The 26853-nt window shown below is 45.5% G+C and carries 16 protein-coding genes and 1 tRNA gene; 11 read left to right on the plus strand and 6 right to left on the minus strand.

Features of this window, described 5'->3' with window-relative positions:
* The first annotated feature begins 3 nt into the window (after positions 1-3).
* The 4 genes from QUA90_RS07505 to QUA90_RS07520 all read left to right on the plus strand — a co-directional run bounded on the left by QUA90_RS07505 (position 4) and on the right by QUA90_RS07520 (position 7791).
* A complete protein-coding gene (locus QUA90_RS07505; protein ID WP_333444704.1) occupies positions 4-1134 on the plus strand; it encodes a chemotaxis protein CheW in 1131 nt (376 codons plus the stop codon).
* Positions 1135-1537: 403 nt separating this feature from the next.
* Positions 1538-2998 carry a methyl-accepting chemotaxis protein gene (locus QUA90_RS07510; protein ID WP_333324804.1) on the plus strand — a complete coding sequence of 487 codons (1461 nt, stop codon included), beginning with the start codon at positions 1538-1540 and terminating at the stop codon, positions 2996-2998.
* 323 nt (positions 2999-3321) lie between these two features.
* Positions 3322-5205, plus strand: coding sequence for a methyl-accepting chemotaxis protein (locus tag QUA90_RS07515; protein ID WP_333083419.1), 1884 nt, complete (start codon positions 3322-3324; stop codon positions 5203-5205).
* 90 nt (positions 5206-5295) lie between these two features.
* Positions 5296-7791 carry a hybrid sensor histidine kinase/response regulator gene (locus QUA90_RS07520; RefSeq protein ID WP_333444726.1) on the plus strand — a complete coding sequence of 832 codons (2496 nt, stop codon included), beginning with the start codon at positions 5296-5298 and terminating at the stop codon, positions 7789-7791.
* Positions 7792-7972: 181 nt separating this feature from the next.
* Here QUA90_RS07520 and QUA90_RS07525 read toward each other — a convergent pair whose 3' ends face one another.
* Positions 7973-8221 (minus strand): hypothetical protein, encoded by a 249-nt coding sequence (locus QUA90_RS07525; RefSeq protein ID WP_333444737.1) that lies wholly within the window; start codon positions 8219-8221, stop codon positions 7973-7975.
* Here QUA90_RS07525 and cheB point away from each other — a divergent pair.
* Complete coding sequence (cheB, locus tag QUA90_RS07530) at positions 8145-9164, plus strand: chemotaxis-specific protein-glutamate methyltransferase CheB (protein ID WP_333444728.1); 1020 nt, start codon at positions 8145-8147, stop codon at positions 9162-9164. The genes QUA90_RS07525 and cheB overlap by 77 nt on opposite strands.
* Before the next feature lie 149 nt (positions 9165-9313).
* Here cheB and QUA90_RS07535 read toward each other — a convergent pair whose 3' ends face one another.
* Positions 9314-9700, minus strand: a complete 387-nt coding sequence (locus QUA90_RS07535) for a response regulator (protein ID WP_015175702.1) — start codon at positions 9698-9700, stop codon at positions 9314-9316.
* A gap of 741 nt (positions 9701-10441) precedes the next feature.
* On the opposite strand from QUA90_RS07535, the gene QUA90_RS07540 reads away from it, so the two are divergent.
* Together QUA90_RS07540 and QUA90_RS07545 are read left to right on the plus strand one after the other, a co-directional pair.
* On the plus strand, positions 10442-13252 hold the full coding sequence (locus QUA90_RS07540; RefSeq protein ID WP_333444707.1) for a GAF domain-containing protein: 2811 nt from the start codon (positions 10442-10444) through the stop codon (positions 13250-13252).
* Positions 13253-13353: 101 nt separating this feature from the next.
* Positions 13354-13425 (plus strand) — tRNA-Gln (locus QUA90_RS07545).
* A gap of 582 nt (positions 13426-14007) precedes the next feature.
* Here the strand turns inward: QUA90_RS07545 and QUA90_RS07550 are convergent.
* The gene (locus QUA90_RS07550; RefSeq protein WP_333324812.1) at positions 14008-15285 is read right to left on the minus strand and encodes a serine hydrolase; all 1278 of its coding nucleotides are present in this window, start codon (positions 15283-15285) and stop codon (positions 14008-14010) included.
* A 179-nt stretch (positions 15286-15464) separates the two neighbouring features.
* Here QUA90_RS07550 and QUA90_RS07555 point away from each other — a divergent pair, with 179 nt between their 5' ends.
* Positions 15465-16571 carry an N-acetylmuramoyl-L-alanine amidase-like domain-containing protein gene (locus tag QUA90_RS07555; protein ID WP_333444709.1) on the plus strand — a complete coding sequence of 369 codons (1107 nt, stop codon included), beginning with the start codon at positions 15465-15467 and terminating at the stop codon, positions 16569-16571.
* A 141-nt stretch (positions 16572-16712) separates the two neighbouring features.
* Here QUA90_RS07555 and QUA90_RS07560 read toward each other — a convergent pair whose 3' ends face one another.
* Both QUA90_RS07560 and QUA90_RS07565 read right to left on the minus strand, forming a co-directional pair.
* On the minus strand, positions 16713-18044 hold the full coding sequence (locus QUA90_RS07560) for a D-alanyl-D-alanine carboxypeptidase (RefSeq protein WP_333444730.1): 1332 nt from the start codon (positions 18042-18044) through the stop codon (positions 16713-16715).
* A gap of 662 nt (positions 18045-18706) precedes the next feature.
* Entirely contained in the window at positions 18707-19042 is a 336-nt protein-coding gene (locus QUA90_RS07565; protein WP_039886507.1) for a ribbon-helix-helix domain-containing protein, read from the minus strand.
* A gap of 93 nt (positions 19043-19135) precedes the next feature.
* Here QUA90_RS07565 and QUA90_RS07570 point away from each other — a divergent pair, with 93 nt between their 5' ends.
* From QUA90_RS07570 to QUA90_RS07580, 3 genes are all read left to right on the plus strand, one after another.
* Entirely contained in the window at positions 19136-19390 is a 255-nt protein-coding gene (locus QUA90_RS07570; protein WP_333324816.1) for a hypothetical protein, read from the plus strand.
* A gap of 222 nt (positions 19391-19612) precedes the next feature.
* Complete coding sequence (locus tag QUA90_RS07575) at positions 19613-20128, plus strand: HNH endonuclease (RefSeq protein ID WP_333056402.1); 516 nt, start codon at positions 19613-19615, stop codon at positions 20126-20128.
* A gap of 254 nt (positions 20129-20382) precedes the next feature.
* Positions 20383-20781, plus strand: coding sequence for an alr0857 family protein (locus tag QUA90_RS07580; protein ID WP_333296669.1), 399 nt, complete (start codon positions 20383-20385; stop codon positions 20779-20781).
* Positions 20782-20895: 114 nt separating this feature from the next.
* Here QUA90_RS07580 and QUA90_RS07585 read toward each other — a convergent pair whose 3' ends face one another.
* Positions 20896-26787: a CHAT domain-containing protein gene (locus QUA90_RS07585; protein WP_333444711.1), complete on the minus strand. Its 5892-nt coding sequence runs from the start codon at positions 26785-26787 to the stop codon at positions 20896-20898.
* Positions 26788-26853 lie beyond the last annotated feature (66 nt).

Consider the following 26853-nt stretch of genomic DNA (forward strand, 5'->3'; position numbering starts at 1 on the left):
AATATGGAAACTAAACCGTATCTTATCTTTGAACAGAACGGTTTTCTCTGCGGTATAGAAGCCTGCTACGTTCGGGAAATTTTCTTTCTGCCGGAGTTGACAGCAATTGCAGAAGCACCTCAAGATATTGTTGGGGCGATCGACCTTCGGGGCGAAATTCTGCCCGTGATGGATCTGAATCTGCGTTTCGGATACGTTTGGCAGGAGTATTCTGTGACAGATAGTACGATCGTCATAGAGTGGCAAGAATCGAAAGTTGGTATAATTGTCAATCAAGTTCGCGAAGTTAAGGAACTCTCAGAAGAGGCCATCACTCCGCAGCTATCTTACGGGCGAGAGAATTCAGAAGCCTCTCATTATTTTGTAGCTGGACTAGCCCGCAGCGAAGCCGATATTATCATGCTGCTGAATCTCGATCACTTAATTCGATATTCTCCCGAAAAGGCAGAGGAAAGCTGGCTTGTTTCTCCAAGCAATGAAGGTAGTGAAGCAGCAGCAGGTGAGGCAGAGACGGAAAATTTACACGGGCAAATAAGTTCAAAATTGTTAGGTAAAAATCCTAAAAATTTGAGCAAGCGTCACGTTTTTGGCCCGCAGGCTACCCCGGAAGAAAAAGCAATTTTTAAATCGCGCGCTAATCATTTGAGGCTGCGAGGCGAGGGGGAAAATGATGCTGCAATTAATATGTCCCTGGCGGTTTTTGTTTTGAATAGCGAATACTTTGGTATTCATTTAGATCTAGTCCGCGAATTTACTGATATCAACCAAGTAACTCCGGTTCCTTGCACTCCCGATCGCATAGTGGGAAATATAAATTTACGGGGAGAAATTGTGACGCTAATTGATATTCGCAGTGTTTTAAATATGTCTTTAAATATGTCGGAGACTGCAAATTATCTCTCTAAGGCGATCGTTGTTGAAGTGGCCGATTTTGTCGCTGGTATAGTTGTTGACGAAATATTAGATATTATATACTTAAATGTGTCGGAAATTGCGGCTGTTCCGGCAGCACTGCATTCTGCCAACCGCGAATATCTACGGGGGACAGCTATTTACGGGGAAAAAATGATGGCTATTCTCAACTTGCAAAAACTGCTGACAAAAGGAGGAGTAGTTGTTGATGAAGAGGTTTGAATCCAGAACAGGACTTACGCAAAGTATATCTGTCATGAGTGCAGTGAACCATCTGGCTTGATACTTCATTTCCTTCGCAATCCCGATCCAACGCAGAGATCAAGACTGGTAACGAGCGGGACTTAGCATGAGAGAATTATCTTGAAATGCGTCCAGGACTAAAGAAGTTAGTTATACCACAATACGGTTCAGTTAAGCTCGATCTCCCTAGCCCCCCTTCTCAATGGGGGGACAAGAACTTACTCAAAGTCCTCGCAACGATGGGCGGGGATGCGACGGGGATCTCTGAGGAATAAATAGTTTTAACCCAAGCGTATTGAGTTATACCAAATCCGCTTTTCAAGCGAGATTTAACTAAGCAATCTAATTCGTATATTCACGTGCTTAAATTAAGGAGAAAAATATGTTTTCTAAGTTAATAAAATTAAATATTAGAAATAGAATGCTGCTGGCATATGTAGCGCCCGCAACTATATACTTGGGTTTTCCGGTGCTAGTTTATACAACTACTAATCAAGTGTTGAATAATTTTGCAGAAGTAGAAAGGATAGAAAATGTGATCAGAGACACAAATGATATGTCCGCAGGTGCTGAACAAATGGTACGGGGAATGCGCGGGTATTTAATTAATAAAAATCCGCAGTTTTTAAATGATTTTAAGACGGGTGGAGAATTAGCTCGTGATTCGGGGAATAGTGCGGAGTTGAAGATGGAAAATCCTGAACAGAGAATGCGTTTAGAGAAGATGCTAAAACTCTGCAACGAATATTATGACGGTTCTAACGAAATAGTTGCTTTATTACAAAAAAATAATAGAACTGCAGCATTGGCTCTCTTTAACACCGGAAAACACACACAATTTGTGGATGAATTTGTGGAAGTAAATAAGCAATTTCGCGAAGTAGAAGTAAAAGCGATTAAGCAAGCTACAGAAAAAACGAAGCAATCTTTAGTTTTTTTGATATCGGCATTGGTATTTGGTTCCGTGTTTTTATTGGTGTTAGGTGCGGTTATAGCTTGGCTGATATCATCAGGAATTGCCCAAACTATCGATCGGGCAATTAGCTCGATCGCCACTTCTTCCACTGAGATTGCAGCCACCGTGGAAGAACAGGAACGCATGGCAAGTCAGCAAGCAGCTTCCGTAAATCAAACTACTACTACAATGGACGAATTGGGAGCCTCTTCCAGGGCGACATCACAGCAGATAGAAACAGCCGTGGTTCAAGCAATGCAAGCTTTGAATTTAGCTGGAGGTGGCACAAAAGCTGTAGAACAAACTTTAGAAGCAATGGCAACTCTGAAAACTAAAGTTCAGGATATCCAAGGACAAATTATAGAGTTGAGCGAACAAACAGATCACATTGGTAATATCTCAAGTGTAGTTAGCGATTTGGCTAATCAAACTAATATGTTAGCACTCAATGCTGCTGTTGAAGCAGTGCGGGCAGGAGAACACGGCAAGGGGTTTGGCGTGGTGGCGTCAGAAATTCGCAAACTTGCCGATCGTAGTAAAAAGTCAGGAGCGCAAATTAATCTATTAGTTGCTGATATTCAAAAGGCGATTAACTCAACGGTAATGGTGACAGACGAAGGAACTAAAACAGTGGAATCGGGCGTGAATATTGCCTCAGAAACCGCAGCGGCATTTGCAGGAGTTGCCAATGCCATTAACAATGTGGTTTTGAGTTCTCAGCAAATTTCGCTGAATGCCAAACAGCAATCGATCGCGATCGAACAGGTAGTGCAAGCTATGAACTCTCTCAATCAAGCCGCAGCCCAGACCGCTTGCGGTATCAGTCAAACTAAAGTCGGTACTCAAAAATTGAATGAAGCAGCGTTAGATTTGAAAGCAGTTTTGTAGGAGAGCAATGAATTATGAGTAGTTCCCCAAAAAGGCCAAATATATCCTTAAGAGTTAAAACAATTGCTTTGGCGATCGACCTCACTACAATTCCAGCGATATTAACGGGAGTAATAACTTGTTTATGGGCAAATGCCAATAAAAACCTAATATCAAATCAGCAGTGTAGTGAGTTGTGAGTTATTATTAGGGAGTTGTTATTTTTTCTTTATTACCACTTCCCAATTTTCAATACTTCGGCTACCCGATCATACAATTTTCCAGTTCTCTATACTTAGACTATGCGAGCGTACAAGTTACCAGTAACCGATTCCCAGTAACTAATGATTAACAATTTTTTCCAAAAAATGCAGCATCGACTGTTGCTACTCCTAATTTTAAGTACCTTGATTCCCGTATCTATTGTTGGTTGGTATGGAATTTCTTCTTCAACAGAAGCACTGCAAAATTTAGCATTAATAACCCTTAGTGACAGTGTTAATTCCACCGCCAATCAAATGAGTAACAAATTGGAAAATCTGAGAGCCGATATTTTGTTTCTCCGCAAAACTCCCCCTGTTCAGGGAATGATTAGAGCTAGAGAAGGAAATGGATTAGACAAACAAACTAATTCAACTTATAAAGATTGGGTTTATCGAATGCAACTCACATTTTTATCCATGATGGAAGCCAAGCCATATTATATGCAATTGCGTTATATAGATAACAGTGGTAAAGAGATCGTGCGCGTAGATTCTGACGGCACAAATATCAAAGTTATTCCAGATTCTCAACTACAAAATAAAGCAGACACAGATTACTTCTCGGCAACTATGAAGCTAAAATCAGGAGAAGTCTATGTGTCTTCCTTAAATCTGAATAAGGAAAGGGGGAAAATAGAAATTCCTTATAAGCCAACAATTCGCTATGCCACTCCAATTTTTAATCCCAAAGGAGAAAGACAAGGCTTTCTCATTACGAATGCTCTGGGTAGCACTCTGCTCGATATGGTTAAAAATTTCAATCCTGAACTATCAGACAAATCTTTTATCTTAAATCAAGATGGGTATTATCTGGCTCATCCCAATCCTAAAAAAGCATGGGGATTTGAACTTAAAACTAAGGAAAATGTCAAAAATGATTATTCTGCAGACATTGTTGCTAAAATACTCTCAGGTGGTCAGGGAAATATTGATAATAGGGAGCTAGTGATTAGCTATAATACAGTTTTCCCCAGCAAACAAAATACAAATAATTTTTTAGTAATTGTGGATAGTTCACCCAAAAAATTGCTATTTTCTTCCATCGATTCTCTTCAAAAAATAGCAGCCCTGATTGCTATTGTTTCCCTGGCTGTGGTGCTGGGATTGGGATGGTTTTTTTTGCAAAAAATTGTTGCTCTCATTCGGGGGTTGATTTACCAAATATCGTCATTTTCACTGCAAATAGAATCTAATATGAACCGACAAGAGCAAATAGCAAATAGACAATTTGTCTCGGTTAATCAAACAACTATAACTCTAGAAAATTTGGGCAGATCTTCTCAGCAAACAGCCGAGCAAGCTGAGTCTGTTGCCGTTGCTGCTCGCCAAGCTTTAAATCTAGCCGAAGAAGGTACTAAAAAGGTAGATCAAACTCTCAATCAAATGCTGAATCTTAGAGAAGCTGTGGTGGCAATTTCTAAGCAAAATCATCGACTCGACGACAGCACGAGTCAGATTGGCAATATATCGACTCTCGCAAGTTTGGTTAGCGATTTAGCCAGCCAAACTAATATGCTGGCTCTCAACGCCGCTGTTGAAGCAGTCAGAGCCGGCGAGTACGGTAAAGGTTTTGCGGTGGTAGCAAGCGAAATTCGTAAGTTAGCAGATGAAAGCCAACAAGCAGCACAAAAGATTAATGGTATTATTCCAGAAATTAAGGGCGCGATCGACTCAACGGTAAAAGCAACTGAAGATAGTCGCAAAACAGTTGCAGAAGGGGTAAAAACAGCGCAAGATACGGCAGAAGCTTTTACTGGTGTGAGGGAAGCTTGCAATCTGGTGTTTGCTAGCAACCAGCAAATTTCATTTAATGTTAAACAGCAGGCGATAGCAATTCAGCAAGTAGGTGATGCCATGAGTTCTATGAAGGAATCCGCGTCTCAAACAGTCAGTGGCATTACTCAAGTTAAAATTGGTACTCAACAACTCACAGAAGCTGCATTTAATCTTAAAGAAGTAGTGTAGTCATGAGTCATTAGTAATGAACGGAGGAGTTAACGAATTATCATTACCCTTAAGCCATAACCAATCAGCTATTACTTAATAACCTATATGATGATTGAAGATCAAGAACTTCGAGATGTATTTAAAGTCGCTAGTCAAGAACACTTACAGAAACTCGACGACGGATTGCTGTACTTAGAACAATATCCGAGCGACTTAGCTAAGTTAGAACAATTGTTGCGGGAAACCCATTCTCTTAAAGGTGATGCTGGGATGCTGGGAGTAAAAAATGTAGCATCTTTAGCTCATCAAATGGAGCATATTTTGGGAGCTGTCAAACGGGGAGAAACTCAACTGAATTCGGATATTAGCGATCGACTTTTGCAAGGTTTAGACGCCATGCGGAAACTCGTTAACGAAGCCGTTACCGGCGAAGATTCCGGCGTTAATACTTTTTACATCCTCGCTAGCATGATGGGTGCTTCTAGTCAGCCACAGCCACAGGCGGCTGCCTCAATAGTAGATCCCTCATCTTCACAAGTACCAGAACAACCCTTGGTAGAAGCGAAATTTACTGAGCCTTCTACCAAAGAACTAGAAACAAATGTTGAAACTTCTGAAGCCCTTACCTTAGAGAAAAATTCCTCTTTTTTACCCCTACAATCCCAGCCAGAATTGCTACTGGAAGCTCAAAACTTGCCTGCACCTTCTGGGCCCGCCACTGAGTCGGCTTCGCAGTCGGCAGTTACTGCATCCTCAACCTCATCTTACCGCATTGAAACCATTCGCGTTGCTACTCAAAATTTAGACGATTTAATGACTCAAGCAGGGGAACTTACTGTCACAAAAACTCGGCTAGGACACCGAGTTGCAGATATCGAACAAATTACAACTTTGTGGGAAGAGTGGAGCCGAGAATATTTTGTAACGAGCTTGACTGTTGATCGGATGCAAATAGCTGAAAACGGTATTAAAGCCAGCGGTAAATTTAGCCAATTGCAGGATTACTATCAACGTACAGAAGAACGTTTAGAACGTCTCGGAACTTTAGTCAACCGCTTGAGAAATCGAGTTTATGAAGATACTGCTAGACTCGAATTAATCACTGAGGCATTAGAATCAGGAATTCGCACTCTGAGACTTCTGCCTTTGTCTACTATTTTTAATTTATTTCCTCGAACTGTTCGAGATTTAGCAAAACGGGAAGGTAAAGAAGTTGCATTAGTGATTGAAGGAGGCGAAACTACAGCAGACAAACGCATCTTAGAAGAAATGAAAGACCCTTTAATGCACATGATTAGAAATGCGATCGACCACGGGATTGAAACTGTTGAGGAGCGGAAAAAACTAGGTAAACCTCCCGTGGCTACTCTCCGAATTAAAGGCTATAATATTGCTAGCAATATTATTATTGAAGTTTCTGATGATGGCCGGGGACTAAATCTAGAGAGCATTAAACAAACGGCTGTAAAACGTAATGTTTGTACGCTTGAACAACTGGCAGAAATGACCGATACTCAAGTACAATCTTTAATTTTTACTCCGGGTTTTTCGACCAAAAAATTTGTTACCGAAGTCTCGGGGCGCGGGGTGGGTTTAGATGTAGTTCGCACTAATGTTGAAGCCCTAAAAGGTAGTATTCAAGTAGAGTCTTTACCGGGACAAGGATGCACTTTGAGGCTGCAAATCAGCACGTCTTTAGCTACAGCAAATGTATTAATTGTCACAGTTGAAGAAATTCCTTATGGTCTGCCAGTCGAGTTTGTAGACACGGCACAACTGGTGTCTCAGTCTGAGATATTTGCTATAGAAGGTAAGGAAACTATACTTTCAAAGGGTCAGCCTCTGTCAGTTGCTCATCTGACAGATTTGCTAGCATTAAACAATAGAAAAGGCTGGCAAAAAAATCGGTATCTGAGACAGGAAATCGGCAGCGAAATTTCGACAAAAAATCAAAACTACTTCCGAAATTCAAGTTCTTCAAAAATGCCTTGTATTGTTTTGAAAGTTGGGGAGGAAAGATTGGGATTATTTGTAGATGCTTTGATAGACGAACAGGATGTGGTTATGAAACCTCAAAGTCTATTGCTGAAACGGGTGCGAAATGTTTCGGGTGCCACAATTCTCGGTACTGGGGAAGTTTGTATGGTACTCAATCCCCACGATTTGATAAAATCTGTACGCCAGCAAGTTTCGTCCCGTGGGGTTTCTGGTGCGCGATCGCAACTTGAGACAGCCAGCAGAAAACAAGTTATACTATTAGCAGAAGACTCGATCGCCACGCGCACTCAAGAAAAACGCATCCTGGAAGGTGCGGGTTACGAAGTTGTGACTGCGGTAGACGGATTGGATGCTTTCCATAAATTAAAAACTCGCGATTTTGATGCTGTGATTTCTGACATACAAATGCCAAATTTAGACGGTTTGGCCCTGACTATTAAGATTCGGGAGCAAAAAGAATACAGTGAGTTGCCGATAATTTTAGTGACATCTTTGGCATCGGATGAAGATAAAAAAAGAGGTGCTGATGCGGGGGCAAATGCTTATATTCCTAAAGGTACTTTTAATCAAGATGTGTTGGTAGAGACACTAAAAAGGTTAGTTTAGTCATTAGTCATTACTCCTTGGTTACGAGGCATTTGTTATTTACTACCAATTAGCAAGGCCAAATATCCAGTGCCCAGTGCACCATTACCAGTGCATCGATGCCCAATGCCCAATACTTGGACTACGCGGTTACTGAGCGACTCGTGCTGAGCTTAGCCACTCGCCCTGCGCGGTTTGCCCGCTAAGCTTCGCCGAAGGAAAGTAAGTCGAAGGGCAGTACAAGTGCCCTATTCCCCATTCCCCATTCCCCATTTCCCGTTCCCCATTCCCCATTTCCCAGCAAACTGATGTTATCGCCCATTAAACTATTGTTAGTTGAAGATTCTCCAGTCGTTACGCTCGTCCTCAAACGAATTTTTGAGTCCTCGCCAGACATCCAAGTTGTAGGAACCGCTTGCAACGGATTAGAAGGACTAGAATTAATCCCCAAACTTCAGCCCCAAGTAATCTGTACAGATTTGAACATGGTACCAATGAACGGGTTAGAATTTACGGAAGAAGTAATGAAGAAATATCCGCTACCAATTTTAGTAATTAGTGCTTCAGTGCAAGCGAATGATACTCACAATGTATTTCAAGTGTTAAATGCTGGTGCATTGGATGTTTTTCCGAAACCGATTGGCGGGTTGGTATCTGATTACGCTCGCCTAGCAAATCAATTAATAGCTAAAGTTAAAATCCTGTCAGGAGTTAAAGTATTTACACGGCATCAAAAAAAGATGCCAACACAAGATAATAATCAAATTGTAAAAATCAACCAAGCACCTGTTCCTAATTACAAATTTTCCAACGAAAATGTTAAATTTCCAACTATTAAAGTATTGGCTATAGGGGCTTCGACAGGCGGGCCGCAAGCACTGTACGCGATTATTTCTAAACTCCCGGCTAGTTTTCCCGTGCCTATAATTTGTGTCCAGCACATCAGTGAAGGTTTTTTGCAAGGATTAGTTGATTGGCTGGGTAATGAATCGAAACTGCCTGTTAAGATAGCTTCTTTTGGGGAATTGCCACAAGCAGGGACTGTTTATTTTCCGCCAGAAAAACGTCATTTAGAATTGGACTCTCAAGGGAGATTTGTTTATTCAGAAGCTGCTCATGCTGCGGGACACTGCCCTTCTGTAACGGTGACATTTAAGTCGGTAGCTAATTTTTATAGTCGGGCAGCAGCGGGGGTTTTGCTGACAGGAATGGGTAGAGATGGTGCTGACGGAATGTTGGCTATCGCCAGAGAAGGGGGGTTGACAATCGCCCAAGACGAAGCTAGCTGCATTGTCTTCGGAATGCCCAAGGAGGCGATCGCCCTTGGTGCCGCCCAATATGTTTTACCTGTCAGTGCGATCGCTCCCCTACTCCTGGCTAAATTAAAAATTTAGGACTTACCTCGCAAATAGTGCAGAATGCCCCGCCCCTCGACTTGTTAAAGAAGTCGAGGATCACAGAGCGCGATCGCAACTTTTTAGTTCATTAATTACTCAAATTACTTGATTAATTACTCAAAACTGACTTTTTTTCCTAAGTCCGATTATTTGATTTTGATAAACTTACCAATTACCTCGCGCAACTTATCAGCATCAAACGGCTTAGTTAAATACTCTGTTGCTCCCGCCAAACGCCCCTGTACCTTATCAAATGCTCCATCTCGCGCTGTCAGCATTACGATCGGCAAATTCTGAAACTGAGGCAAGCTCCGCACCGTGCGGCAGAGTTCCAATCCGTCAATACCAGGCATCGAAACATCCAGCAACAAAACAGAAATTTGTTCGTGATAAATCGTTGACAAAGCATCCACTGCATTGTCGGTTACGAGAACTCGAAACTCTTTGCTTAAGGCCTGTTTAACAAGTCCTTGCATTACGACGCTATCATCAACTGCCAAAATAGTTGGTACTTGACTGCTACTTGCAGACATATTCTTCTCCCTGTTTATTTATAGTTCTTGAAAATACAAAACATACTTCGTTCAGTTATTTTTTGAGCGTTGCCTCTACCCAATAATTGTCAACTCCGTTGGAGCGTTAGTTGAAACTTTACCCCCGTTTTTTTACCTCAAACTCGAAAAAAGGGATTGGGAGAGTGGTTGATCGGCAATTACAACAGTTGCAAAATGTGCATCCGGGCCCAGAAACCCTAAAAGGTCGAGTTTGAACAACTATTGTTACAAAGTTTAACATCTTACCAATCTTTTGTAATTAATCTCCTAACTGTAGTTGAACTCCCGGCTAAGGCACAGCTCGGTAAAGGACACTGGTATTGTGGCACAAACCCCTGATTTAAATCTACCAGCAAGCCAGCTACCCACGATTAGACAAGTCTGTTAAAATACAATTAAACTGATAAAAAAATTCTAGGTAAGCAATCGTCATATATTTTGGAAACCTGCTTCCTCCCAACAGAGGCTCTTAGATTTAGAGAGCCGGAGGTATTCAAAAGCATAGTCAACTGGAAGTATAATTTATATAGTCTTAGATTTGGCGTGATCTAACTCCCATAACTCAAAAGTTTCCAGATCAGTCAAGAGGTTAGTCTGAATTCGGCGCAAGCAACCTGCGCTGAACTTGCGCCCAGAGTCTCCCAGCACAGAATTCATAGCTTGTTTTTCAAGGGAAGTATTGAGAAGGGCGGTTGCCAGCAACTAGACGGGCAGTTACACATGATGAAATCACCCTTGCCTCTTGGTAAAAAAGTGTTCAAGCTCCATAACATTGACTTGTATCAGCTTCTCGGCTCTGCTCCAGACGCTTGCTTGGACAATTTGGTAGGTTTGGCAGCTCAAATCAGCCGAACTCCTATTGCTTTCTTGAGCTTGATTGACGGTAATCGCCACTGGTTAAAGTCGCAATTAGGTATCGATCGAACTTTGGCTCACCGTTACCTGAATTTTTGCGCTCGCGCCCTGGACCCAACTCCCGAAGAGTTCGCCCAGAGTTCAAACTCAAACTCGGAATTTGACCGGGCAATTTCCCTACAACAACCGCCAGTTGCTCCCGAATTTGCGATCGAACTCCCTATAAATTCCTTTAAAGAACTGCCTGCCGCCATTGTTCGAGACGCTTCCACAGATATGAGATTTGGCGAGCATTCGCTGATCGTTTTCTACCCCTTCGTGAAATTTTACGCCGGCATCCCAGTCATGACCTCAGAGGGGCAGATGCTGGGAGTGCTATCCGTCATGGACTCGGTGTCGCGAGACTTGACAAAAGAAACGATAGAAGGTCTGCAAGCTTTGAGTCGGCAAGTTGCGAGTTTGGTGGAGCTGCGCTGGCAATTAGTCAAAGCCCAGAAACATTTGCCAGAGGTAGAAGATATCACTTCCGACAGCCAGAAAATCTCGGAGTTAGTTCCTGGATCGAACCGATCGAGCTTGTCTGCGGTACATACGCCACAGAGCAGCATGACAACAATATACGGAACAAAAAAGCTCCCGACGCTGGGAGAAACAGGCAAATCTCAATATGTGTGGGAAGCTTCAGCGGGCATCGGGCGCGCGGACGATACCCAACAAATCCGAGAAATCGTTGCCGGCCCCCGCGACACATCCGATCGCCAACTAACGGCAACGTCCCTACAAGAGCGAGCTCGCTTGGGTTCCCTGCAAGCTAAAGTCGGTGCAGCCCTCGGACAAGGCGGGAAAATATCGGTCATCCTCAACCGCTGCACCGAGGCAATGGTAGAGTATCTCGACGCCACAGGGGTGAGCATCTGGACTTTTAACCTGCAGACAGAGCGGTTAGAATTGCAGGCCAATTCAGGACTTAGCAGCCAAGAGTGGGCAAAAGAAATAGAAGATTGGGTGCGAACAGAAGCGGGAAAACTCCAAACTGCTCCTGTGTGCCTACTGTCGAACCCGTCTCTGTGCACCATTGCCTATCCGCTGATTGTGGAGGAGCGACTGGTGGGAGTGATGACTCTGTGCAGTAGCGCTTTGGCAAGCGAGGGAGCGCTAGAAGTTCTAGGTTGCATGGCTAACGCCATCGCCGTGGCGATCGATCGCCACGCAGCCCGAGAAGAATTGTTGAGCCGCCGGGAAGGCTTGCTCTTCGGCCTCGCCAGCCAGATGCGGAATTCCCTCGACCTCGACAAAATTTTAGATACGGCTGTCAACGAAATTCGCAGCTTGTTGCAGGTTGACCAGTGCTACTTTTTGTGGTACTCCATCTCGCGAGACGGGCAGCCAAGCTTTGCCATCACCCACGAGGCGGCAAATCCCGAACTGAAAGAGCGGCTCACAGAATACCCGATCGAACAAGTAACCCTGCTGGCCGAGAAAATTTGCCACCGCCAAACGCTCCGGATCGGCGACGCTGCAACAGCACTGTGCATCGAACCGCCCACGCGAGCTTTTTTGAGCAGTATCGGGATTGTTTCTAACCTGCTGCTGCCAGTCAAGACTCGCTCCGGTCAAATGGGTGCTGTAGTTTGTAACCATTACAGCAGCCACCGTTCCTGGGCGACGAGCGAAGTGGAATTGCTGCAAGCGGTGGTGGATCAACTGGCGATAGCGATCGACCAAGCCGAACTCTACGCCCAAACGCGGGCGGCAGCCTTAGCAGCCCAAACTCAAGCCCGCCAACTAACGGAAACTTTGCAGCAGTTGCAGCAGAAAGAAGCTCAGCTCATCCAAAACGAAAAAATGTCCTCTCTTGGTCAAATGGTCGCCGGCGTCGCCCACGAAATTAACAATCCGGTTAATTTTATTTACGGCAACTTGACTTATTGCAAGCAGTACATGAAAAATCTGCTGGATTTGCTGCACTTGTATCAAAAGCATTACCCGGAGCCTTGCCCCGAAATTCTCGACAAAAACGAAGAAATCGATGTTGAGTTCCTAGTGCCGGATTTGCTGAAAATTCTGTCTTCAATAGAAATGGGAACTGAACGCATCCGCCAAATTGTCCTGTCTCTGCGGAACTTCGCGCGGCACGACGAAGCCGAGATGAAGCCGGTGGACATTCACGAAGGGATTGACAGCACGCTGCTGATTTTGCAGAGCCGCTTGAAGTCAAACGGGCTAGTGCCGGGAATTGAGGTAATTAAAGACTACGGCGACTTGCCGAAGGTAGAGTGTTATCCCGGACAGCTCAACCAAGTATTTATGAATATTTTGGCGAATGCGATCGACTCTTTGGAAAATCAGCCTCCACCTAAGACGATCAAAATCTCGACGGCGGTGGTGAACCCAGACTCGGAGGCTGATGAGTCAGGAAAGTCGAGGGGTCAAGTTGTGGTGATTCGGATTCAAGACAGCGGGCCCGGATTGGCCGAAAAAGCTAAATGCCACTTGTTTGACCCTTTCTTTACCACTAAACCTGTGGGCAAGGGTACGGGACTCGGCTTGTCTATCAGCTACCAGATTGTGGTGGAAAAACACGGAGGAAGCTTGAACTGTATCTCGAAACCTGGACAGGGAGCGGATTTCAGGATTGAAATCCCCGTGGCGCGCCCCCGTGCGATCAAAGCATAAACCTGCGGGCGATCGGTTCCAAAAACATTTTTTAAATTTTATTGTCAAAATGCTTGACAGATTCCCGTGTCTGGGTGTTACTATATTAAATGTTGAGACGTTGGGGCGTCGCCAAGTGGTAAGGCAGCTGGTTTTGGTCCAGCCATTCAGAGGTTCGAATCCTTTCGCCCCAGTTAAATTGTACCCAGTAAATCAATTGTTAAACTCACCGTTTAGAGTTAGCTCTTGGCAGACGAGAGAAAAACGACTTCATTACGACAAACTTAATTAGCACTTGCTCATATCATGTCTGATCGAGCGATTAAAAGGGCGGGTTTTTGAGATTGTCAATTATTGGCAGATATTTTTCGTGAACCCGCCCCTACCCTATTAAGGGTAATGGACCGGACATAGTATCATAGGATATCAGAAACCGGGTTTATTTATGCGGGTTTTACCTAACCTAAAAGCATAGAGTTGTGGTCAAAAAATTGTTTTTTTTTTGGCCGTCAGTACCCTTTTTTCGCAGAAACAGTTGTTTGTGCATAATCTCACTTCTGACCGCGCCGGAAGTGTAAAATCGAGTCAACATTCAACACTCATATCAAATCCGATTGCATTGGAATGATTAAGCCGCTGTTGACGCAAAGAAAACAGAGGAAGAGAACAGAGAGATGAATAATTCCGATGCAACCGGATTTGATATCAACCATCCTTCAGTTTTTCGACTAACAGTCAACAGTCAACAGTCAACAGTCAACCGGCCCTACTCCATATCACTGCAAAGTGCTGGGGCCACGAGCGTTTAGCCGATCGAAAACGTATCGAGAAATTGCCGGAAATGTTGTTTCGTCCTTGGCATAAGCCGGATCGTCTGCGAAAACAACTAAAATATAAATCGCGCGATCGTCTAAAGTTCTGACAAAGGCCGCTTCGCTGCGGGATTTGGAAGTATAGCCTACTTTGGAACCAAAATAAATATTAGTTGGTAAAGATTCGCCAAGAAATCCTTTTATTGAATTGCTAGGGTCATTTTTCCATGCCTTGGGGTCTAAGTCTCTAGTCAGCAAGTAAGCCATTTTGCGACTGGCGACGCTGGAAACGGCTTGCCTAGTATAGATTTCATATATTAATCTGGCCGCTTGGTCGGTAGTTACTTGATTGCGAATCGGCTGAGAAGCATCGCCCCGCAATTGCAAGTCGCGACCGATTGGCCCTTCTTGTCTTAAATAGTATATGGGATAATTTTTGGTGCTTATACGAAGATCATTGTAGCCTGCGGACTGGAAAAATGTGTTAATTTGAGTGCGCTTTTTCAGCCATGTTTGCAACTCTTCTCCTGAGAGCCTGCCGCCGGATTTTGTATCTGTGATTTTGTCTAAAAGTCTGCTGGCAGCATCGTTGTTGGAGATGCGAATCATTTGCTCTAGGTCGTTTTTAAATGCAGATTCTCTTTGCGTAATAATGCCTTTTTCTATGGCTGAGTAAAACGCTGCCATCCAAAATAACTTGGCAACGCTAGCGGGAAATCGAAGAGTTTGATTTTGATATCCGGCAAAGGTGTGACTTTTGGAATTGCTGACATCAAATAAGGTAATTGATAGCCGTTCTGCGGGCATTCCTTTGGTGGTTGCAATCTTCACCGCTTCATCAACAATCCCTTGCAATTCTTGAGAGTAAACTGGATTGGGAGGTGTTTTGATGTTGTAGCTAAAGGTAGGCTCGCTTTGACGATCGGCTAAATTGTCCGATGGTTCAATTGTCGGAGGCGAGAGTGTTTCTTGAGGCGAGACGGCCTGTTTAGCCAAGATGACTGGCGGTTCTGGGGGACGGCGAATTCTGAACGGTATTGTGACAATCCAACCGATCGCGATCGCCCCGGCAATTAAGCACAGGATGTTACGGTACTTTAAGCGAGAAAATTTCGTCCTGACTCGACGACGAGATTGAACAGGACGCTGGCTGCTTTGGCGTCGTGGCCCGATTGGGCCTAGGGGCTCGATGGGGCGTCGGGGGGAAATTGGGCGTGGGCGGCGTCGGCGTTCTACTTGCATTACAGTTTTGTGCTATCAAACTCGCACGATCAGTTTATAATAGGGCGGCATCTAAATGACAAGTGTATCCATCTAGTCCGCTGTTGCCAATTTTATCTGTCTACTAGGCTGATTGAGAATTCTAGTAATTGTAAAATTTTCAGGATAGCACTGAGTTGAAGCAAAATCCTTGGAAAAACATGAAAAATTTTTGGAGTCTGGCTGTTTTGGGATTTGCGATCGTCGGCGTGAATAATTCTTTGATCCCTGATGTTTGGGCATTTCAGTCTCAATCTGCTACGGGATATGTTGTCGATCGACAAACAGCAGCACAGGGGGCGGATCTAGCGTTTTCCTTGACGGGAGAAAGCGAAAATCTGGAAATAACAAACAAGCAAAGTGTTTCCAGTTTTCCGAGTATGTTGTGGGACTTCAAAAATTTAGGGGAAATTTCCTATTCCGAATTGCTGAAGGTGCTGGCGAGAGGATCGGACTCCAATAATACCGAGAGAGAAACCGTTGCACAGCCTCAAGACATAGCACGTTTTGAAAAGGTTGTACAGTATGCAAAACAACAAAATTTGCACGATCGCTCGATCGGAGAAATCGTCCAGGCGATCGCCGATAATTTCCAAGGATCGCCCTACGCCGCTGGTTTGCTGGACAAATCTGGCGAAGAAAAGTTGCTCATAACTTTGAATAAATTTGATTGCGTTTTATTTGTAGAAACCGTTTTGGCGATCGCCAGGGGCGTAGCAGTACAAGATTACGACTATCAAAATTTTGTAAATCGCATAGAACAACAGCGGTATTTAAACGGTAAAATTAACGGTTATTGCAGCAGATTGCATTATTTTTCTGAATGGATTAATGACAATCAAAAACGGCAAACAGTGGAAAATATCACCGCTGAATTAGGTGGAGTTCCCATGAATAAAACACTAAATTTCATGAGTCAGCACCGCAGCAGTTACCCGCAAATGGTTAAAGACGAAGCGACTTATCAGTGCATAGTCAGGCAAGAAGCAGACTTAGCCAAAACTACTGTTAATTACATCCCGACAAATCAGATAAAACGTGTTTATTCTCAGTTAAAACCAGGGGATATTGTAGCGGTAGCCACGGATGTTAAAGGATTGGATGTCACCCACACGGGTTTAGTCTACCGCAATGCTGACGGCAATATGGGTTTAATTCACGCTTCGCCGGCTGGGGAGGTGACAGTTGCTTACGACTTGCAGAGATATATTAGCAGAGTCGAAAGTGCGATCGGCATTGTAGTCGCTAGGGCGACAGCCCCTAATTAAATTAGTTTGTACTCCTATGGTGCATCCGCTTGCATTATTTTAGCTGAAAATTTAAAATTTCTGTGCTGACGCACCCTACAAACTCTGTTGTGGGGTGGGCTTCTAACCCGCCCGGAATATACAAATTAAATGCACAACAGTTTATTGAACAATTTCGCTGCGAGATACCTTACTCTTTCTAGCAGGATTTGGCGTTAATTCCGGCGGCGAAACTTGAACACTTCCCCAGTCATTCAAAAAGCTTTTCAACAAAACCTCTTGCTGAGTGCGAAATGTCTCGACATTTGCCCCTCCATTCATAATCACAAACCACACTGTTTCTTGTTTTTGAGTTGGCAGGGCTCCGCCCAAAGCGCTAACATTATCCAACGTGCCAGACTTGACCACTGCTAATTTAGGAAGCGCCCGTTCTGCCAGTATTCCTTGATCTTTCCCAACTACAGTTAAGACATCAGCAACTGTCATGCTGTAAGGTTCAAGATAGCGTTCTAAAGCTATAAATAACGCGCAAGCAGCCCGGGGAGAAATCAGATTTTCTTCGCTCAATCCCGAACCGTTGACGAGTTGAATTTCTGCGGGGGGAACTCCGGTTGCTGCTGCTGCTTTTTGGGCGACTGTTTTGGCGCCGCCGACAGTATCAGCTAGCATATCTGCCATGAGATTGTTGCTGTACTGATTCATTTTTTTGATCAGTTCGGCAAGGGGCAAAGAATAATGTTTGACTAAAGGCTGCACGTCATTGGGAGGTGCTGACAAAAATTTGACAGTACCCTCAATTGCTATTTGGGGTTTTGGCGTATTGGGAGGCAGGGTTTGATACTGGGCGGCGGCTTCGCTGGGCCAGATTTGACTGTTCAATCCTTGTTTGAGCAATTCTCCCGATTTGAGGGGATCAAGTTCAAAGTTCATGTAAAACTTATCGACAATTATCAAATTGCCACTGACTTGCTTGATGCCTTTTTGATTTAAGGCGTTACCAAGGGCGATCGCCTCTTCCCAAACAAACAACGGATCGGCGTTTCCCTGTACAATTAAATCGCCTTTTAATACGCCGTTTTCAATTTTTCCAGTTGTACCAATTAAGGTTATAAATTGATGTTCCGGGCCGAATTCTTGCAGTGCTACCAGAGATGTGGCTACTTTGGTAATAGAAGCGGCTGACAGAGGAACTGTACCTTGATGATTTGCTAGCAAAGTATTGCCCGATTGCATCCATATCCCTTGATCTTCTTTGGCATAACCTTGTGCTGTTAAGCCGTTGAGATATTGCTGGATTTTGGTATTTGTGGCGGTTTCGGGATTGCTAACAGAGACTATTAAGGGCTGAGGCTGACTTGGTTTAACTGGGGGCGGGGAAGATTCAGCTACAGGAGAGGGAGATGCAAGTTGAGGTGATTCAGTAGCTGCACATCCGGCAATAATTGTGAGAAGGGCGATCGAACTCGCAGCAGTTAAGTAGGGGTTTTTCAGCATTACCTTAATTTTTTTCATCAAATGTACGATCGTCTGTTCGGCACGCCCGATGGAAAGTTTAACATTAACACGCGCGTTTTGGAGCATCCGGATCTGCGTTACCAGAATCCCGAACCGCTAACATTAGCTATCTTCTTCTCCATCTTTCTTCGTGCTCTACCCTACGGGAACGGCTTCGCCGAACACGTCTTCGTGGTTCGTTAAATAGATATTGTTTAGATACTGCGGGATTTTATACCAATAGCCCGGACTTTTTTAGTTCGCAGTCTGAAACCTTCGATTTTTCGTTAGTAGCTCACATCTTGCATCATTCTCGCTTAACAAGCATCTTGCCTGTTCCACAACAAGTGCATTTTCTTGTGGGGTGGGCAGGAGAGCCCGCCCATAAAAAGCTTATTGAAAATGGTGCAAGATGTCAGTTGGTAGTTCGATTGCCGAATCGCCTTGAAATCCTTATTCTACGGTTGGCACTCAACAACTGTCCGAAGTATTTTTATACCAGTTCCCAAAAACAATGCAACTCTAGGCAACCTCCAAACCCTTATCTTATAAGGCATTCCCAAATCTAAAATCTAAAATCTAAAATCTAAAATAGTCTGATCTTCAGCGCCTGGGGCCTTCACCCCAGGCCGATCGCTCTCACAAATTTTCGATAAACTGGTTTATCCAGCCATACTCCCTATACTCAGTGGCACCATTTCGCCGTGCATCGTCAGGCCTAATAACATCGGCCCGCCCGGTCGAATCAACTCTCCTGTAAGCGCGCAGCGTTCCTCCTGCTGTGCTGTGGCATTAATGCTAGCTCGAATATCCGATCGAGAAAACATCTGCCGATACTCTCCAGACTTCTGCTGCACGTAATTCCAGAGCAAATCTCGAATCAAAGCTTGATAGCCTTGATTGCCCGCGAGTTCTTTAAGTCTCTCCTTGAGTTCTCTTTCGAGTCGAATGCTGGTCACTTCCATTTCGGTGGTTGAGGTTCTAGGTAGGGTATGCATAATTTTTTCTCCGTGACGGGTGGACATATGTGTAATATCAGTGTAGTATGTTTACAGCTAGATTGAAAGCCTCTTAACCACCTTCTGCCTGCTGTGAAATTTCTCCCCACCTACTCCACCTATCAACTGAAGTGCGATCGCCCTACGGGTCGCTCCGAGTCGTTACGGCACGTCTTTAGCACCGGTTTGGCGACTGTCGCAGCGACCTCGTGGGCGGGCTTGGGCCTAATTAAACCCGGTTATAGTGGATTAGAACAAATTGCAGAAATTAATTACAACGAGGTAGACCGAGACGGTCTGCAAGTGGCACAGCCACATCGAGATACGCGAAGCGGGAGGTACAGCTAAACGACTGTACCAAGACAGGATGAAAATTTGCATGAAAGCAGTTTTTCTAGCCCCCGCTTCTAAGTAAGAGAAGCGGGGGCATTTGATTGGATATTTGAGAAATTCGATCCGCTTGGGGAACTGGGAAAAAACCAGATGTAGCCAATGTAGGCGTTGCACCGAAAATCCCAAATCTAAAATCTAAAATCTAAAATCTAAAATCCAAATGAGGAGGAGCAAGCCGTGACCGTAGTAACTGATGTATTGAGGCAATCTGTGGTGGTGTTTTCTCAAAATTACCTACCAATGAGCCGTGTCAACATCAAACGGGCGATCGTACTGTTGGTAACAGGCAAGGCTGAACCTCTGGATTTTAGCATCGGCAACGGCTGGCTGGTGCGATCGCCCAGCACCAGCATCCACGTACCCGAACAAATCCGCTTGACTTTTGGTAACAGGGAACGCCTTTGGAAAGTGCCCCCGGTCAATCGCCGGGAAGTTCTGCGCCGCGACGCTCATTCTTGCCAATACTGCGGTAGCAACCGACATTTGACGCTGGATCACGTCATGCCTCGATCAAAGGGTGGCCCGCATACTTGGGACAACGTGGTGACTGCTTGCGAACGGTGCAATTCTCGTAAGGGCGATCGAACTCCCGTAGAAGCCGGAATGTCTCTGCGAACTAAGCCGAAGGCCCCCATACACCCCACTGTTGCTTTTGCAGAACTGTTTTGGCACGAATACCAAATTGGGGAATAGGGCATGGGGAATAGGGCATGGGGCATGGGCCAAACAGGTAATTGGTAATTGGTAATAGCTAATAGTTAATAGCTCATTAAGTCCTGTAATTGAAAAGGATTTTAGGTCGCAATAGCAAACTTTTAATTCCGACCTATCCAATGCCCGATGCCCAATTCCCAATTCCCGATGCCCAATTCCCGATGCCCGATGCCCAATTCCCAATTCCCGATTTTCAATTTTAAACTTTCAATTCCAAATTTAGGGCTGTCAATATGCTGAAGTTGACTTACACTGAAACGGGCTTTAACCTCGAGCGTTTGGCTCAATCTCCCGAACAGTTAGTGGCGCTGCGAGTTGTGCTGGCTATGCGAGTTGGTCAAAGCATCAGCGTCGAACCGAGCACTGCGGCATTTTTGCTGCCCGCGAATTTGCCGGCGCTGTCTCTGTTGGAATCTGAGGCGCGCCGAAACGACAACGATGCGATCGCCCTTTGTGTTGCTGATGCTGACTTTGTAGAAGTGACTCTGCGCGGTACGTGGATTTCTGATGCGTCTGAGGGGGCTGACGGCGTGTTTGCGACTGTGTTGGGCGATCGGGCGGAGCTCTTGCTGCTCAAACTCTGGCTCGAAACTCAGGCTGCTGCGGAGGTTGTCGGGGAAGTCGGCGATTAATATCGGATGTGGAAGGAAGAGGGAAAAAGGAAGAGGGAAGAAGCAAGAAGGAAATATTTTCTTCATATCGGACTCCCCCACTTTTTCCCCTTCTGCCGATCGTCAGTGGCGCACTCAATTCCATTCTCCTTGCAGCCCAAAAGCAGCCCAATAATAAGGAGATTGCCATTCTGGAAGCTGTAGCACTTCGATTTGCGCCGATCGCAGTGCCGCAGCAGGCGCCAACTTATCTTGGAGCATTTTTTTGTAAAATCGTGTCATCAACTCAGAAGTTACTTGATCGTCAACACTCCACAAAGAAACCACCACACGCGGCGCCCCCGCATACATAAACCCCCTCGTCAAACCCACCAACCCTTCTCCTTTAATGTCTTTTCCCAAACCCGTCTGACACGCGCTCAGCACCACCAATTCTGCCGGTAAATTGAGATTGAAAATATCATTCAGTCGCAAGTAGCCATTTTGTAAAGAGCCTTTCTCATCAACCAAAGAAAGCACCAATCCCGATAATTCTGGATGTTTGCTATTAGCAAATCCGTGCGTAGCGAAATGAACAATACGATATTGAGATAAATCGGGATTGGTTGCCGTGGTACGATTAGCCGTAAAGTCAGACGCTTGTTTTTCCAAATCATCGGGTACCAAAGCCAGGATTTGCTCAGCTTCAGTTCGCGTGGAAGGTAAGCGAGTCCAATAAATGTTAGCCTCTGATGCAGCTCTCTGTAATTGTTGCGCTTCCACTGGCAGATTTTCAACAGTTTGATTCTTCGTTACAGGCGATGTAATCGTGCCTTTGAGCCGTTCGTCGTCCGGGCTAAAAACTGGATCTGCAAACAAGGCGATCGCCTTTGGAGCCGGTTGACGAGTGGCCATATCCCGCCGCAGAATTGCTAAAGTTGAAGCAGAAGGCAGATTAACAACTTCATGCTTAACTATTAGCGGCGCTTCAGATTTTTCCAGAGAGAGTGCGCCAAAAGGGATGTATTGCAAGGCTCCATCCGCAACAATTAGCAAGCGCTTGTTGCCCAACTCAGAAGCAACCGGAGCGAGGATAATTTTGCTCAGAAGTGCAGCAGATTCGGCAACCTTTTGAGGAGAGGTTCTCGTGCTGGCTTTAGTTAAAGTATCGCGGAAATTCTTAGCCGTGGCTTCAATCTCGGTGCGAGAGGGGAGTTCGTAACTGGTGAAAGAAGTTTTCGTCACCGCCCACAAATAACTGCGCTCCTCACCCAAAGAATATTCTAAAAGTAGCGTATTGTCATCGATTACCTGTTGTTGAATTTGTGGCAAGTTCAGAGGTTCGGGATATTTTAAAGCAGCATAACGAGGACTGCTGGCGCGAATTTTAGCTTCTATTTGTGCAAGTTGCTTGAGAACTGTGTCGATTTGTTTTTGAATTTCATCCAGAGATTTTTGGGTAGATTTAGCGATGACAATTTGGTATTTGCGCTCCTGAAAATCACTGAGTTGTTGTTGCAAACTTTGTTCTTGTGCTAGCAGTTGCGAGTCAACACCTTGGCGAATATTTGCGCTGGCTTCGCTGAGGAGTTCAAGCAGACTGCGCGCACGGGCGCGTTCGCTAGCATGAAAGGCTTGTGCATCGTAACCTTTATCGGGATTTTTCTGGTGCAGTTGCATCAACAAATCTATGTAAAACTGGTAATAATCTTGGTTGCGGGCAAAGTAAGACTGGCGCAGTTCTTGGCTACCGATTTGAGTGCGGAGGTTTTCAATAATATTAATTGCGGTTTCGATTTCGGTTTTGGCAACTTTGAGGTTATTTTGTTGGCGGTTTAAGATGGCTTTATTGTAGATGATGTGCGCTTCTTCTGTTTTGTAACCGAGTTGTTGGGATAGAGATAAAGCTTGGTTATAGTTTTCAACGGCGGTAGAATTCTGACCTAAAGCAGCTTGTATCTTCCCCATTTGATTGAGGACTGTGGTTTCTTTTACTTTGTCGTTTAAGTGTCTGGAGATGCTCAGGGCTTGGTTGTAGGCATTCAGGGCCGTTGACCATTCTTCGGAAGCGATATATCTGCTACCAATGCCAGTTAAGGCAGTAGCTTCGGCTGCTAAATTACCTGCAGGCCGGGAGATGAATAGGGCTTTGTTGTACGAGTCTAGGGCATTTTTCCAGTTTCCTGTAGCAGCGTGAATATCACCAATGTTGTTGAGGGTGTTGGCGACTGCCGCTTGGTCATTTAATTGATAAAACAGCGGCAAAGCTTGGTTATAGTAATCCAGGGCGCTTTTCGGGTCAGCTAAATCGGTGTAGAGTTGACCAAAACTGTTGAGGATGGCGGCTTCTTGTGCTTTGCTACCGGCTTGTTGCGATAAGGGTAATGCTTGATTGTAGGAGTCTAGGGCAGATTGAAATTGTCCGAAATTAGCGTAAATTTTACCCATTGATAAAAGGGTGATTGTGGCTTGGACGTAGTTTCTATCTGCACGATAGAGTGCGACGGCTTCTTCTAATTTTTGAAGTGCAAGTTGTTTAGATTCGACTGTGCTTTGGCTAAAAAGTTGAGTTCCTTTGATAAATGCTACTTCAGCAGCAGAAACTTTTATTCCAAGTGATAAGTCCCACAGGCGAGCAGTTCGATCTCTACTAGCAGTGAGAATTTGGCGACCATCCGGGCTAAATACTGCACTGTTGACCTCTTTTTCATGTCCCCGGAATATGGCTAGAAGATTACCTTTGGTATCCCACAGACGGACGGTTGTATCGGCACCAGCAGTAAGGATTTGCTGACCATCAGAGGTAAATACGGCAGTGTTGACTCTAAAATCATGTCCCTTGAATTCGGCTAAGAGATTACCTTTGGTATCCCACAGGCGAACGGTTCCATCCTCACTGGCAATGAGGATTTGACTACTATCGGGGCTAAATACGGCGCTGTAGTCCCTAACATCCCTCCTACCCGGGAACTCGGCTAGGAAATTCCCTTTAGTATCCCACAGGCGAGCTGTTCCATAACCAGACGTACTATCAGTCAGAATGTAGCGACCATTGGGACTAAATTTGGCACTTTCGACTAATGCCTCATGCCGGAACACAGCCAGGAGATTGCCTTTTGTATCCCATAGACTGGCGGTTTTATCTAAGAAACTGGCGGTGAGGATTTGGCTACCATCGGGGCTAAATACGGCACTTTTGAGAGCTGTTTCATGCCCTCGGAACACAGTCAGGAGATTGCCTTGGGTATCCCACAGACGGGCGGTTTTATCTAAACTGGCAGTGAGGATTTGACGGCTATCGGGGCTAAATACTGCACTTGTGATACCTATTTCATGCGCCTGAAACTCGGTGAGGAGATTGCCTTTGTTATCCCACAGGCGAACGGTTCCCCTCGCACTGGCAATGAGGATTTGACTACCATCGGGGCTAAATACTGCACTCGTGAGATAGTCATCCGATGGCAACTCCAACTCCGCTAAGAGATTGCCTTTGGTATCCCGCAAGCGGACGGTTTTAGGGCTGGTGGTGAGAATTTGGCGGCCAGCCGGACTAAATACTGCACTTTTGACTCCATACTTATTATCGTCGCGTAACTCTGCCAGTTGAGCGTTATTTTTAGACAGGTTTTCCTGAAAGGTTTTTCTGGCAGCCATTTGCTCGGCTTGGGCAGCAATTGCTACTGATATATCCCACAGACGGGCGGTGCGATCGGAACTAGCGGTGAGAATTTGACGACCATCCGGGCTAAATACTGCACTTCTGACAGCTTTTTCATGCCCCCGGAACACGGCCAGGAGATTGCCTTTGGTATCCCAGACTCGCGCAGTTCCATCATCGCTAGCGGTGAGGATTTGACTCTGATCGGGACTAAATGCGGCACTGGTGACTTTTTTCTCATGCCCCCGAAACTCTGCCAATAGATTGCCTTTGATATCCCACAGGCGGACTGTTTTATCCTGACTGGTGGTGAGGATTTGGCGACCGTCCGGGCTAAATATGGCTGTTTCGATCGGCTCCTTATGCCCCCGGAACACGACTAGGAGATTGCCTTTGATATCCCACAGGCTGGCGGTTTCATCTCGACTAGCGGTGAGGATTTGGCGACCGTCCGGGCTAAATACTGCACTTCTGATGCTCCCCTCCTGCCCCAGTGGGAACTCGGCCAATAGATTGCCTTTGGTATCCCATAAGCGGGCCGTTTTAGACCCACTGATTGTGAGGATTTGGCTGCTATCAGGACTGAATACCGCACTATGGACTGTCAACCCCGCAGCCCTCGCTGCCCTTGTCTTAGGCACCGACAACTGAACGAGGAGGTTGCCTTTGTTATCCGAAAGGCTGACCGGGTGGCACTGGCAATCGCTGGGGAGGATTTTGCTCCCATCAGGGCTAAATACTGCATTGGTGTCACTGTACCCTTGCAATACAGAGAGGAGATTGCCTTTCGTGTCCCACAAAAAGACCTTCTTATTACCATTGGTGGTGAGGATTTGGCGACCATCTGGGCTAAATATTGCTTTTTTGACCCCTTCCAGATGCCCCTCGAACTCGGCTAAGAAAGCGTCTAGCTCCTCGTCGGGGCTAAATATTGCTGTTTTGACCCGTTCCAGATGCCCCGGGAACTCGGTTAAGATAGTGCCTTTGGTATCCCACAACCGTGCAGCTTCGTCACTAGCGGTGAGGATTTGCTGACCGTCGGGACTAAATACGGCACTTTTGACATCACTATTGTGTCCTCGGAATATTGCCAGTTGAGCGTTATTTTTAGACACGCCTTCCTGAAAGGTTTCCCTGGCAGCTAGTTGCTCGGAGTGGGCAGTAATGGCGGCTGACACGTCCCACAGGCGGGCGGTTTTATCCCAACTAGCGGTGAGGATTTGCCTGCCATCGGGACTAAATACTGCCCCCACGCTATTGTTATGCCCCCGCAACTGTGCCAGCAGATTGCCTTTGGTATCCCAAATGTAAGCGCTGCCATCCCTACTACTGGTAAGGATTTGGCGACCATCCGGGCTAAATCCTGGTGCACTCTCGACAGGACTCCTGTCGGAATCTCCATGCTGCCGAAACACAGTCAGGAGATTACCTTTGGTATCCCAAATGCGGGCGGTTCCATCCCAAATACTGGTAAGGATTTGGCGACCATCAGGGCTAAATATTGCATTTTCGACATAATTTTCATGCCCCTGGAACTCGGTTAGGAGATTACCGTTGGTATCCCACAGGCGGGCAGTTTTATCCTGGCTGGCGGTCAGAAATTGCCTACCATCGGGACTAAATGCTCCACTGAGGATAGGCTCTCTATGCGCCTGGAATTCTTTGAGAAGATTGCCTTTGATCTCCCACAACCGGGCGGTTCCATCCCAACTAAGGGTGAGGATTTGGCTACCATCGGGGCTAAATACGGCTGTTAGGAAGCCTCCCGATCTGTCACTTCTGCTCTGCAACTCTGCTTTGAGGTTGCCTTTGGTATCCCACAAACGGACTTTATTCGACATGCCGACTTTATCCGCCAACAAATTAACGGTGAGGATTTGGCTACCATCGGGGCTAAATACGGCACTTCTAAGAGCTACCTGATCCTCAGACGCCCGGAACTCGGTTAGGAGATTGCCTTGGATATCCCACAGGCGGGCGGTTTTATCATCACTGGCGGTGAGAATTTGTGTGCTATCGGGACTAAATACGGCACTTCTGACACCTCTCTCATGCCCCCGGAACACAGTCAGGAGATTGCCTTGGATATCCCACAAGCGGGCGGTTTTATCTGCTTTATCTGCACTAGCGGTGAGGATTTGCCGACCATCGGGGCTAAATACGCCACTGCTGAGGCTACCCTCATGCCCCAGAAACATGGCGATTTGCCCGCCAAATGCTTGCACGGCTGGCTGCGTTCCTGATGGGTTGGGTTTTTCTGTTGTCGGTGATTGGGATGGTGTGGGAATCCTGGGTTGGCCGCTGATGGGGATGCTGTAGGTAGTAGCGAATACAACTCCCATCACCAGAGGGAGACAGCGATGCACTTTTCGGTATTTATCTGGCAGCATAATTGTTTTTTGGGAGAGTTAAGAATTGGGAGAGGGGGTCAACTGAACCTTTCTCTAGCGAATCCC

It is taken from the genome of Microcoleus sp. D3_18_C4 (assembly GCF_036702355.1).
Lineage (GTDB): Bacteria > Cyanobacteriota > Cyanobacteriia > Cyanobacteriales > Microcoleaceae > Microcoleus.